This is a genomic window from bacterium (genome assembly GCA_018830565.1).
In the GTDB taxonomy this organism is placed as follows: domain Bacteria; phylum UBA9089; class JAHJRX01; order JAHJRX01; family JAHJRX01; genus JAHJRX01.
In genome coordinates this window covers 1-13592 of sequence record JAHJRX010000061.1, presented here as the reverse complement: position 1 = coordinate 13592, position 13592 = coordinate 1, and the positions used below count along the sequence as shown (strand labels likewise).

Annotated in this window: 8 protein-coding genes; all 8 read right to left on the bottom strand. The window is 33.0% G+C overall.

The features are described 5' to 3' along the window. Positions 1-297 precede the first annotated feature (297 nt). On the bottom strand, positions 298-2670 hold the full coding sequence (locus tag KJ849_05830; GenBank protein MBU2600074.1) for a glycosyltransferase family 9 protein: 2373 nt from the start codon (positions 2668-2670) through the stop codon (positions 298-300). A 124-nt stretch (positions 2671-2794) separates the two neighbouring features. After that, complete coding sequence (locus KJ849_05825) at positions 2795-3865, bottom strand: glycosyltransferase family 4 protein (protein ID MBU2600073.1); 1071 nt, start codon at positions 3863-3865, stop codon at positions 2795-2797. A gap of 215 nt (positions 3866-4080) precedes the next feature. Next, the gene (locus KJ849_05820; GenBank protein MBU2600072.1) at positions 4081-8295 is read right to left on the bottom strand and encodes a CoA activase; all 4215 of its coding nucleotides are present in this window, start codon (positions 8293-8295) and stop codon (positions 4081-4083) included. Between the two features lie 107 nt (positions 8296-8402). Further along, entirely contained in the window at positions 8403-9260 is an 858-nt protein-coding gene (locus KJ849_05815) for a dihydropteroate synthase (GenBank protein ID MBU2600071.1), read from the bottom strand. Positions 9261-9290: 30 nt separating this feature from the next. Then, positions 9291-10637 (bottom strand): acetyl-CoA decarbonylase/synthase complex subunit gamma, encoded by a 1347-nt coding sequence (locus tag KJ849_05810; GenBank protein ID MBU2600070.1) that lies wholly within the window; start codon positions 10635-10637, stop codon positions 9291-9293. Positions 10638-10657: 20 nt separating this feature from the next. Next, on the bottom strand, positions 10658-11599 hold the full coding sequence (locus KJ849_05805; GenBank protein MBU2600069.1) for an acetyl-CoA decarbonylase/synthase complex subunit delta: 942 nt from the start codon (positions 11597-11599) through the stop codon (positions 10658-10660). A 19-nt stretch (positions 11600-11618) separates the two neighbouring features. Then, positions 11619-12491: a bifunctional methylenetetrahydrofolate dehydrogenase/methenyltetrahydrofolate cyclohydrolase FolD gene (folD, locus tag KJ849_05800; protein MBU2600068.1), complete on the bottom strand. Its 873-nt coding sequence runs from the start codon at positions 12489-12491 to the stop codon at positions 11619-11621. An 88-nt stretch (positions 12492-12579) separates the two neighbouring features. Next, a complete protein-coding gene (locus tag KJ849_05795) occupies positions 12580-13341 on the bottom strand; it encodes a carbon monoxide dehydrogenase (protein MBU2600067.1) in 762 nt (253 codons plus the stop codon). Positions 13342-13592: the final 251 nt, after the last annotated feature.

Sequence of the window (13592 nt, the reverse complement as noted above, 5' to 3'; positions counted from 1 at the left end):
CAAGAAGGTTTAAAAAAGAAAATACTTGACAACGTTTTCAAGATAGGGGGAGAGATTTGTCCAAAACATAGAAAAATAGATATTTGTCTGGTTTAATAAGTTACAAGGTGTGATTAAAAAGGCTGAACTAGAATCAAATTAGGTTTCTTTTTAATTCAAGCTTTGGGAAAATTCATTAATGTTTCTATGAAAATCGTAGAAATTAGGTTAATCTGTCTTGTAAGTTTTCATAATTAGAATTGCTGCTGAAAATAGCTTAGTTTCCCATTGACAAGAATATTGTAAAAAGTAATTGCTTTATAAATAATCCATTATTTCTGATAAAAATATAGTTATACATTTACAACTGTCTCCAATATTAAGGTAATTCCTCTTCATTCTTTTAATAGGCCATAAAACATCCTCTTCTTTATCAAAATATTCCATATCATTTAAGCAAGAAAAAATAAAAGAATATCTATTTTCTTTGATTCTATTGAATATTTCCACCAAGGAAGCATTTATTTCTTTTATTAAGGAGAGATTTAAATTATACTTAGTGTCTTTATGGATCAAATTAATAATTTGATCCATATATTCTATGCTTTGTAAGCTAAGATTTTTAATCCCTTCTATTTCTTTGGCAATTTTTTCAATTTCATTCTTGACGCTTGGAATATTTTCTTTTATATGGTAGTGTTTTTTTACTAGAGTTATTATTTCTTGAGGTGAAAAGAGAAAGTCTATCTTACCTTTAAAACTTTCTTGGTAATTTTTCTTTCCTTTTAGTAATTCCCAAATATTTAAGAAGCTATGAAAAAAGATATTTTCGCTAATTTCTTCAGGATGAGAATTTTTATAATTTAAAGGGTGATAAAATTCTAATTTATCTATTTTTTCCATTCCGACATAAAATAAGATAATATCTTTAAATATTTTAGAATTTAAAATCTTAGTATGCTTTTTGAACTCTTTGGGCTTGGTTTTTAATTTGCGTAGCAAACTTAAAGCTATATAGGCACTTTCGGGGGTAATTATTTTCATACAAGTATGTTCTAAGCATTCTAATTTTAGACAACCAGCACAAGCTATATTGGCAACTATGGCTAGATGATTATGACCAAAAGGCCCGGCCCAAGCAGGACCAGCAATACAAAGACAAGAAGTAATTGCCCCAGCCATATGCCCTGGCCCAGTATCATTAACTACCATATAGTTACATAAAGATATAAGACTAGCTAACTGCCCAAGAGAAGTCTTTCCAGCTAAATTTATTATTTTATCTTTATACTTTGCTAATTTTAATATATTATTTCCAATAATAGACTCTCCTGTTCCTCCAAAAAGTAAAACTGTAGAATTTCTCTTGCTAATTAATAAATCAGCCAGTTGAGCAAAATATTCCTCTTTCCACCTATGGGAAGGATAGCTAGCTCCTATAAAAAATCCGATTGTTTCTCTATCCTTGTTAAGATTATATTGTTTTAATAAATCTTTAGCTTCTTCTATTTCTTTGTTACTTATATTTAGATAAGGTTTTTTATTGCTTGGATTTACTCCTGCCGATAAAGATTGCAATCCTACTGGGTTTATAATATTCATATGCATTTTTTTCTGACCACCATAATATAAAAAATATTTATAATGAACCCAGGGTTGTCCTGTTACTATTAATTTTCCATATTCGTCTATGTTAATTCCCTGAACATCTTTACTGCCAGATAGCTTAGTAAGTAGAGCACTTTTTAGACTTAGATGTAAGTTTATAACTAAATCAAAATTTTTTTCTCTTAATTGATCAAGGAAAACTTTAATTTTTTCAAATACCTCATTATAATTCTGGCAGTTTCTCAAAGAAGTCTTAATATTTTCATTATCAAATATAAAAATATCATTAAGATAAGGATTATTTTTTACTAAGTCATAATTTATTTGCTCGGTTAAAAATGCAAGGTAGGAGTTAGGATGTTTTTCTCGAAGACCTAAAAAAACTGGAGTAGTTTGCACTATGTCTCCAATTGCAGTAAGTTGGATTAAAAGGATTTTTTGGGGGCTTAATTCTCTATTATCTAAAATATACTTTAGATCTTTATCTTCTTCTACTGGCCAGTCAGATATTAAGCCTTCCATTAAGCTAAAGATATGATCGTCAGAACTTAATAATTTACTTTTTGCTATTGTAGGGAAACTTTTAGATAAAAATTTATAGAGACAATTAAAGTAAAACTTATTTAAATTAATAGATGGCGGGTTTTCTATAATTAGCAGACTTTCATTTGAATCCTTCTTTTCTTGGAGGAGTTTTGTTATTTCTTCTAGATTAACTCCAATTAAGAGTTCGGTTCTTTTATCTTCGAAGATAAAGCTAAGATCTACTTCATTTAAAGCTATTTTAAATAATTCTTCTTCTGGTTCTATAATTATTATCTGAGCATCTTTTTCAGCTTTAGTTATTAAGTTTTGAATATGATACCCTAACCCAAAACCAAATATTAAGATAGCTTTTACTCCTTTTAAATTATACCTTTCTATTAATTTTTGAGATTGAGCCAGAGGATCAAATTTACTGTGAAGGAAAATATCTTTTTTTTCATAAGGAGAATAGCCATAAATAGTTTTTTGTCCGCTTTTAGTTAAGAGTATTTTAAATTTTTGGTAATTTATCTCTTTAAAAGCTATCTTTTTATTCAAAGAGCAGCTTATTAAATTGATATTTTTATGGTATATTTCGGTAAACATTAAGTTATGCCAATTTGCTATTAAGCATTAACAGAAATACTTGGACTTGCTCGCATTTTTTTAAAGATTCATTTATTCACTGGATATAGCTTAAAAGAGTCTTTGCCGTTGTCTCCCAGCTAAATGAGCGTAAGTCTTTACCTGCTTTGTTTCCAACTTCCTTTAGCTTATCTCGATTATGATAAGCATACTCTATTTTTTCAACTAATTCCTCCAAAGAGAGATTAAACCAATTTAACAAAAGATAGTTAGTTTCTTTTTGGTATATCTTTAGAGGAATCATTTTTTCTAACAAGAGAGCATTTTGTTTATTTACTATATCCTTATGCCCACTATTGTAGCTAGCAATACATGGCTTGCCACAAGCCATGTATTCCATAAGAACTAGATTTGTTCCCCCTTCGCATCTATTGGGAAAGATTCCTATATCCGTATCCCTAAAAATTTCTCTAAATTTATCTGATTTTGTAAAAGGTAAGATTTTTACTCTTCTCAAATCTATTTTATTAAGAGAGAGGGTATTTTTTATATTCTCTATAAAATCGTGGGAACTCAAATCAACTGTAATAAGAGAGGACATTTTCATGGTTTTTAGGCTAAAATCCCAGAAATTATACCAAGCGCAAACTAGAAATAAATCTTTATATTTATTCTGGAGTATTTTAAAAGCCTTAATAACTAGATCCTGACCTTTGCGAAATTCAAATTTTCCCCCTGAAAATATTACAAAATTATCCTTATAATTTTGTTTTTCTTCTTCTATGGGAAAGAATAGTTCTGGATCTACTCCTTGAATTAGAGTTTTTGTACTGGCAATTCCATGTTCTATTGATTTTTCCTTACACCAACTTGAACCGGCAAAGATAATATCATAAAAGCAAGAATTTTTTTTAGCTTCTGGAGGTAAAGAAACTTCAAAAAAAGTATAACCAAAATTTCTCTTTCCTTGGATAGGATACTGGGGAAGTAAAGTTTCATTCCTAGTGCCATGAAATATATCATGGGGTAAACTTGGGGTCTTAAAATCTTTTATGGTATTTTGATTAATAAGACCAACCTCAGTCAGCTTTGATAATTCTTTTATGAGGTAGCTGCCAGCCACTCCCCACCCATAACCTTCTCCAGATTCTAACGCCAGATATAACATCGTAAGTCCCATGTTCAGAGGTATATTTAAGTAGCAGCCATTAAATAGAGGTTGTTGGGTGGCTATATACCTATATACTTATATAGCACCTATTAATTTAATGGAAATTTGACACAGAGCAATTAATTGAGTGCCAACGAGTTTATCTTTTATCACTCGGTATTATTTCCGTTGTAAGGTTTTCGTTAATAACTACTATAAAAGAATCCTTAATTTTACTTCTTTTTGTATTGCTTAGCTTGATAGAGAAAAGCCTCTAATCTAACTAAAGTATTTGTCTCTTCTTGTCCATCATAAGCTAAGCTAAGAGAAGGAATATTATCGTGGTCTTCTCTAAATTTTTTATAGATAGAATTAACTATGGTACTGGGCATGCAAGTAAAAGGCATGACATTAATAATTCCTGAAAGTCCCTTATAAAAAAAGTCTCGAGATTTTCCTATACTTAAGATAGCTTCCCCCTCAAATGAAGGGTGAATATAAGGACTTCCTAACTCTACAATTTCTTCTATCCTTGAATGATCGTAGTTTCTTATAAAACCTTTTAAATTCTTCTTAATTTGATGATCAGTAAATCTTTGAAACAAATTATTCTTTAAAGAAACAAAGTAAGAATGAAAATCTTTCTTATGAAGCTCTCTTCTTTTTCGGGTAAAATTTAAATAATAAAACCACTCACTTAAAGGAGCTAACCACACTTCTCCTCCTAATTTCTCTATCTGTTGCACGATATAGTTGTTACTAAATGGAGTTTCTCTTACAAAGGCTTCCCCTACTATCCCAATCACTGGTTTTTCTTGGTACTTAGTAGGAATTTGACTAAAAGCTTCTCTAATGTCCTTCATAGTTTGGCAAATATCGCCACTGTGGACTAAAGTATTAAATATCTTTTGCAGACATTCTTGATAAACCTTATCGGTGGTTCCTTTTTCTACTTCATAAGGTCTTGTTTCCCGCAATAGTTGATCTAATAAATCAATAGAAACAATTCCTTGCCAGCTTACTTTTGAGAATTTAGAACCTAAGCTACCTAATTCTTTCACGAAATTACTATCTTGGTTTAAAGTGATAATGGGAACATGAGAAAGATTTAACTCTTCTAAGACTAATTTTTGAAGACTATAGTATTGACCAAAACGGCAAGGCCCATTTCCAGAAGGCATAAAGAAGGCAATTTTATCACAATCAAGACCATTATTTTTAATAACTTTAACCATATCTCCAGTTGTAATGATACAAGGATAACATTCCTTGCCAGAAGTATATTTCCGACCCCATTTTAAAGTTTCTTGATCAGCCTCAGGAAATAAACGAGCCTTTAGTCCCACCGAAATAAGACCTGCAACTAAACCTAAAGCCTTGTCTCCCATATAAGGAACATAGATTAATTTATCTTGTAAGGTTGACTTGTGAGTAATCCGGGTGTGTTTAAAGATTAAATTAAATTTATTATCTTCAGGGAAAAAAGAAGAAGGAATATTTTTAAGACTGTCTAAGAAGGCTTCACATCTCGTAATCACTCCGGCATCAGCACTATGCTCATCCATTTCAATTTGGAGAAAAGGTTTTGGTTTTATACTTTCTTTAAAATGACGAAGGATAAAAGAATCAGGCCCACACCCAAAGTTAGTAATATAAATACCATATAAATTCTTTATCTCTCTAATAATCTTAGAAGCCGCTAAGATCCTCTGACCACTCTTCCAGTACATATGTAACCAAAAATTAGAAACATTAATTGACTCTAAATTTAAGTAATCCATAGGAATAGCTAAAATACCTAAGCTCTTTAATTTTTTAGGAAAGTCTAAGTTAGCTCCAGAATCGCAGCTATTATAAGATCTACTCACTATAACCATAGAAGGTTTATCTGGAGGAAGATTGTTAATAATTTCTTTACCCCGAGATTTAATAGTAGTGTAAAATAAATTTTGAGCAGCTTGGGCTACTTTTAAAGCATCTTTTATCTTCCAAGATGGAATATTTAATTCTTTGCCTAACTTAATAAGATCTTTCTCGAGATATTTGATGCCTCTTTGGAAATGAATCACCGGAGAAAGAAGTTTTATCTTATGTTCTTCAAAGCTAAAGGCTGATTTGATAATATAAGGAATAGCTTGAACATAAGGACAAGACTGATTCTCATTTATGTTAAACTCCTTTTTCAGATTAATGATACTAGGAAGAAATATATAATCTACCTCTTTTTCTATCAGGTTTAAAATATGACCATGAACTAATTTCACAGGAAAACATGTTTCACTATTCACGTATTCAATTCCCTTGTGAATTAAATTCTTATTGGTCTGGTCAGAAACAATCACTTGAAAGCCTAATTCTTTAAAAAAAGTACTCCACAAAGGAAGAAACTCATAAAAGAATAACACCTGAGGAATACCAATCTTGGGAGCACCTGAAAGAGCTTTAACAGAAGAATAATCCTTGTAAAGCAGCTCTTCTCTTTCTTCAAAAAGATCCGGCAAGGAAGAATCCTTCTTCTTTTTAGCTAAATCGTATTTTTCACAACGACTCCCAAAAAATAGAGGAGTTTTATCTTCAAAAGAAACTTTTCTTATTTGACAAACATTTGAACATCCCTGACATTCAAAAGAATCAATACTGTATTTCCTTTGGCTAAAGTCAAAACCTTTAAATTTACTGCTTTGAGGATGTTGTTTTATAAATTCTCGGACAATTAAAGCCACGCCAAGAGCTCCGGTAACTTCATGGTCCTCAGGAACGATAATTTTCTTACCGGTAATCTTTTCAAAAGAAGCTACTACTCCTTTATTAGCAGCTACTCCACCTTGAAAAAAGATAACATTTCCCACTTTGCGATCTCCCACTACTCGATTCAAGTAATTAAGAGCTATGGAATAACCAAGACCAGCTACTAAATCTTCTTTTTGAGAAACACTTTGTTGATAATGGACTAAATCTGACTCCATAAAGACAGTACATCTCTCCCCTAATGGAACTGGAGCCTTCGAAGATAAAGCTAATCTTCCAAACTCTTCTTTTATATTGATATTTAATTTTTCTGCTTGTTCTTCTAAGAAAGAACCAGTTCCGGCGGCGCAAATCTTATTCATTTCAAAGTCTACAATTGCTTTATCTTTGAGCCTGATATACTTAGAATCCTGCCCTCCAATTTCAAAGATAGTATCTACTTGGGGGTTAATCTCTATAGCGGCGGTAGCCTGAGCAGTAATTTCATTTTTAACAATATCTGCTCCCACTAACTCTCCAATCATATACCTTCCTGAGCCCGTAGTTCCTACGCCTAAAACACGAACCTGATCTCCTATTGCTTGATAAGTATTCTCTAATCCCTTACGAACAGCTTCTATCGGGCGGCCTTCCGTCATTAAATACTGTTTAGTCACGACATTCTTTTCCTCATCGAGAGCTACCACATTAGTGCTCACCGAACCAATATCAATACCAAGATATACCCCCAAGGGTTGATCGGAACTTTTCTTTTTTAAAGAAGTAGAATTAGCATAAGAAATTTGAAAGTATCGATCATCAAAAGATAGTGGCTCTAATCTTTTAGTTTTATCTAAGCAAGTAAGACTTAATCTTTCTTCAAGTAAATTTAAATCAATGTCCACTGGTTTAGTTTCGTTCTCTAAAGCTAAAAGCACTGCCCCGATCGCTCCCATGGAAGCAAAATGTTTAGGAATAATTAATTCTTGATCAGTTAGCCCAAATACCTCCTTTATTGCCCTAACAATACCTTTATTGGCGGCTACTCCCCCTTGAAAGATAATTGGCTTTTGAGGAGCTCTACCTTTAACTAAAGTGCTCTTTAGATTTCTAACTAAAGCAAAGCTAAGGCCAGATATAATCTCATAATCAGGAGTAGCTATTTGTTGAAGATGAATCATATCTGTTTTAGCAAAGACGCTACACCTTCCAGCAATACGAGGAGTTACCTTAGCCTTTAAAGCTAACTCTCCAAATTCTTCAATAGATACCCGAAGACGATGAGCTTGTTGATCTAAGAAAGAACCTGTTCCAGCAGCGCAATTACTATTCATCGCAAAATCTTCGATCAGAAGAGAATCATTATCTTTTTTTAAGAAGATAACTTTGGAATCTTCTCCGCCTATTTCAATAATCGTTTTAGCCAAAGGATAATAATATTCTACTGCTTTTGCTTGGGCAATGATTTCATTAACATCGCTGACGCCTAAGTTTTTAGCTATTAAACTACTGCCAGAGCCAGTAAAACATACTTGCTGGTAAGTATCCTTGGGATATCTATTTAGAATATCCTTGATGTTGTTAAGAAAGGTTTTTAGTGGCTGGCCATTAAGGCGAATATAGTGCTCTTCGATAACATTTTTCCAAGAATCCATAATCACGGTCTTTAAACTTACCGAGCCTAGATCAAAGCCTAAAAAATAACTCTTTTTACTAATCATTTTACCTACTATGTTTTTAAAATATCCTCAAGCCAAACAAGTTTGGCTAAAAAACTCAATCCTTTTTTGTGAAATAATTCTTTTTCGGAAGACCAAGAATTAGAGGTTTAAAGTTCTAACCAAGAATGGCAATACAAGACTTCGTTGTTTAATGCTTTGATGGTCTTATTAGCTTCTTCTTGTTCTTTAGAAAGAAGAGAAGAGACCCAACTAGTTAAATCATTATACTGATCAAAAGTCTCTAATTTATTTAAAAAGTCAGTTTCTAAGCCATCAACAATTGCTGAAGAAAGTCCATTAAAATTTAAGATAGCTGCATAGTATAAGTTTAAGATATGACGAAGTTCTTTAGGAGATCCATTGGAAACATTACTTAAACCACAAGTAGTTTTAAAGCTTTCTCCCGTTAACTCTGGTAAAATCTTTAAAAAATCTACAAAAGCCACTACTTGTTTTTGATCTACCGCTACTGGTAAAACAAGAGGATCTACCCAAATGTTTTCTCCTGGTATACCTATTTCCATAGCCGCATTATATAGTTGAAAGAATACTTCTGCTCTCTCTTCTGCAGTTCGAGGAATACCGGCATCAGTTAACAAGAGAGCAATAAAAGAAGCCTCATATTTTTTAGCTAAAGGCAAGGTTTTTTCAAGTCTTTCTTTTTGAGCAGAAATAGAATTAATTAAGGGTTGCTCTTTAGCTACTTTAAGCCCAGCTTCAATAGCTACGGGATTAGTAGTGTCTAAGGATAAAGGCAAGCTTACTACTTCTTGAACAGTCTTAACTAACCACTCCATCATTTCATCGCCAGACTTACGAGCGGGGCCCAAATTTAAATCCAGATAGTGAGCTCCATTTTCTGCTAATTTTACCGCCATTTCCTGGATAGGTTTTTTATCTTTCTCTCTTATGGCCTGACCGATAGTCTTTGACATAATATTAATATTTTCAGCAATAAATATCATCTTAGCCTCCCTTAAATCTTCAAACTTTTATTAAGCAATCTTTTGGAGAAAATTAGGTAAATCACTGGCTTCTCTCGGACCTACAATAACTTCCCATTCGTTCTTTAGCTCATCTTCTAACTCACCCTTAATTTGAGCTAAATAACCTGGAATAATAACCTTTCGATGAGAAACCTTATCTCCAATTCCAATCTTCTTTAGATAAACAGCAATTAAATCTGGAACAAATTTTCCAGCTGACCAGGCGGTCAAAGTAGAAAGTCCTTCTGTATCCATAATACATAACCAAGTAGGAATTTTACTGCCCTCAACTTCACCAGAAACAATAAAGTAAGTCAAAGAAAAATTAGTCGTTATAATGACTGGTGATTTTTCATTTGGTTCATTGATCTCATAGATCTTTGGTTCCATAACCATAGGTCTTTGAGGATCGGTATACAAATTTAATCTTTGCACCAAGAGAGGAAATATTCTATAAACCTCTAAATCAGATAAAACAATAATCCCGGCATACTTAGCAATCATCACCGCGGCATAAAGAGCTTCTTTCATAGGATCTTCGGTCATCTCATTAGGAAAAGTAATAGTAGGAAACCCAAAAGGTTTAAACTTGGTCTTTAAAGCAGTGCGTCTGATCTTTATTTGATCTTCTAAAAGTTGTTTAATATCTCTGGCTCCAGAATCAATCACCAAGTCTTTTAAGCCTTCTTTGATTAACCTATCTACAGTTTCGGCTAACTCTTCTAAGTTTGATCCTTTTACCGCTAAAGGACAATTATTTTCTTTAGCTAGTTGAGCAATTTCATTAACTCCATTAGAAGTAGGAACATAAAGAAGTGGTCTTTTATCCTGACAACAATCTAAACCAGCTTTCATTACTTCTTTCTGGCTACTTATTAAGATAATCTTAGCCTCGGTTTGGTCTTTTATTTTTCTGACTAAAGATGCATACTTGTCTCCATTTTGTGTTTCACTCTTGATGGCTATTAAATCTGGTTTTAAAACTAAGCCCACCCTTTCAAACTTTATCTGGTTAAACTGTTTAATCTTCTGATTAATTTCTTCTTCACCCATCTCGTCACTAATTAAAACAGCAATACCCGGAGGATTAACAAAAGTTTTATCATGCCTGAACATGACTGTTTCCCCACCAACCTTTAGAGCATTCTCCCCTACTCCAATAGTTACTGTCCTAATAGGGGGAGCCGAAGCTTCGCTTAATTCGACCATCACCTCTTCTGAAACATAAGGACATTCTACCAGCTCGGCCTTACCTTGAGCTAACTTCATAGCAAAAGCTAAACAAGTAGGCACCCCGCACTCTTTGCAATTCTTCTTAGGTAATTTTTTAAATATTTCAATTCCACTAAGTCCCATGATCCTACTCCTTTCAAATCTTAAAAAAGTTCATTTATGACTAATTTTACTAAGGAAGCTGCCTTTGGATGCCTCATCACAACAATATTTGCTCCGGCTAAGAATAAACTTATCGCTCCAATTGCCTCCCACATAATACCTCGTTTAGCAGCATCTCCATATAAAGGTTGCTCTTCTTCGCTAATCCTTGATTCCTTGGTTTTCCAAGATTCTCGACCTAAATTACTGATAATAGGCAGTTGCATCTTATCGTCGTTTTGGGTCAAAGCAGAGAGTCGATCTCTTTCTATGACTGAATAAGTATATTCTAACCCGTAGCCTAAAGCTCCGGTGCTTGGATCAATAACCATATTTTCTAAAGGAACTCCCAAATTATTCAAGAGAATATTTAGTTGTTTAGCTAAATTAACATCAATAGGAGTTTCAGCTATAATATTATGCTTATAACCTAAGCAAGCCGCACCAATAGACCGATAGTTATCTTCCTTAGAAGGACCAAGGAGGAGATTCTTTCCTTGGCAAACTTCAGCTACTTTTTTAAGGACAACTGTATCCTTCTCTCCTTTTCCACATCCATATACAATTAAAGGGACCTTAATATTTTCAGTAATATTCTTAACTACTTCTGCTGCTTCTTCAGGAGTCTTATTTTCTCCACTGGGATCTGTTCCTATCAGCTCTATGCAGATTAACTCAGCTTGGTATTCTTCTTCGCATTTCTTTGCCCAAGCAACAGGATTATCTAAGCAATCTTGATAAGGCTCTATTAAGGCTTTAGGCCAATTAGAAGGCTTAACATCGCATATTCCTAAAGCTACTAAAGGTTTATTTATAATTTTACCCTCAAAGTTATAAAAAGCTAAAGTAGATTCTCCCCCCATCTTAACAATCTTATCTCCAATTCCCACGGCAACTTCCCTAATGCTTCCAGTATAGTTTTCTAATGGAATATTCAAAGACATCTTTGCACCTCTCTTTTTTTTATATTAATCTCTTTTTTGCTGACTTAACCACATTTACCATGAGCATGGTAATAGTCATCGGACCTACTCCCCCTGGAACAGGAGTAATGCTGCCGGCTACCTCAGTTACTTTTTCAAAGTCTACATCTCCAACCAAACCATCTTTAGTTCTGTTGACACCTACATCAATAACACAAGAACCTTCCTTGACCATATCAGCGGTAACAAACTTCGCTTTTCCAATGGCCGCAATTAAAATATCAGCCCTTCTGCAAACAGCAGGCAGGTCAGATGTTTTACTATGGCAAACAGTTACCGTTGCATTATTAGCTAAAAGAAGCATGGCAATAGGTTTGCCGACAATATTACTTCTACCTACCACTACGGCTTCTTTTCCACTAATTTCAAGATTACTTCTCTTGAGAATTTCTATAATTCCATGAGGAGTACAAGGTAAAAATAAATTTTTCTCCATCATTTCATTAAAATCTTTGACTGTAAAGAATTTACCAACATTTATAGGGTGAAAACCATCGACATCTTTTTCTGGAGAAATAACATTTAAGACTTTTAGCTCGTTAATTTGCTTAGGCAAAGGAAGCTGGGTTAGAATTCCATCTATCTTGGGATCATTATTTAATTTATTAATCAAGGAAAGGAGTTCTTCTTCGTTGGTCTCGGCAGGTAAAGTATATTGGTCAGAAAATATTCCCAAATTATGGCAGGTTTTAGTCTTTTGCCCTACATAAACCTGCGAAGCAGGATCACTCCCTATTAAGATAGTGGCCAGACCAGGGATAACTCCTTTATTCTTTAAATCTTCAACCTCTTTCTTTAGTTCTTCTCTAATCTCTTTAGCAATCTCACTTCCTGATAAAATTTTAGCTCCCATAAAATATCTCCTTTTTAATAAGTTCTTCTATAAATAAGTTCTTCTATAAATTCTTTTTCTATCAATTAAATTCTATCAATTAAAGAATTTAGATATTATTCTTAATTATATTTTCTACAGCTACTACAGCTTTACTATTATCTGATAAATTAAAGATTGGTCTTCCTTTTAAATCATATTCAAAGATTAAATCATCTGAAGGTATTATGCCAGCTAACTTTAAGTTATTCTCTGCTATAAAATCATAGAATTCAGGAACTAGATCTTCTGTCGCTTTATTTATCACTAACTTTACATCCTTAATATTTAACTTTAACTCAGATGTTAAATCTCTAATCTTGACAGCAGACCGAAGTCCTCTCATGCTTAAATCAGTAACAATAAATAGTATATCTACATCTTTCGTCGTCCGCCTGCTTAAATGCTCCATACCTGCTTCGTTATCCATAACCGTAACTTTATAGTTTTCCATTAAAATATCGATATATTTACGAAATACATGATTAGAATAACAATAACAACCAGGTCCTTCTGGACACCCCATCACAATTAAGTCAAATTCCTTAGATTCTACAACTATTTCTTGAAAACAAAGCTCCAAATAAGCCTCTTTACTCATGCCAGAAGGAAAATTCTTTATCTCTTTTAAAGATTCTTCTCGGACAGCACCTACGCTCTTTGTTGCTTTTACTCCTAAGACTTCGTTTAAATTAGCATTGGCATCTGCATCTATAGCTAAGATGGGGGTAAGTTTATTCTTTGTTAAATACTTAATAATTAACCCGGCAAAAGTTGTTTTCCCTGTTCCTCCTTTTCCAGCAATAGCTATATTAAAGTTCTTGTCTTTCATAACCACTAATTTTTTTATAGCACCTATTATTTTATAGCACCTATTAATGAAAATTTGACTTAGAATAAATTATACTCATTTTAAACAGTTTTGTCAAGGATATTCTGATGATTTGTAACAGCAAAATGAAAATGTCCTGTTTTCCGTTAAATAGAAATGTCCTATTTTGTATTAGATAAAAATGATCTTTTATATGGGTTTATTTTAAACTTCCTCCAAGGGTGATCCAATGGAAGAATATGCACCTTTCT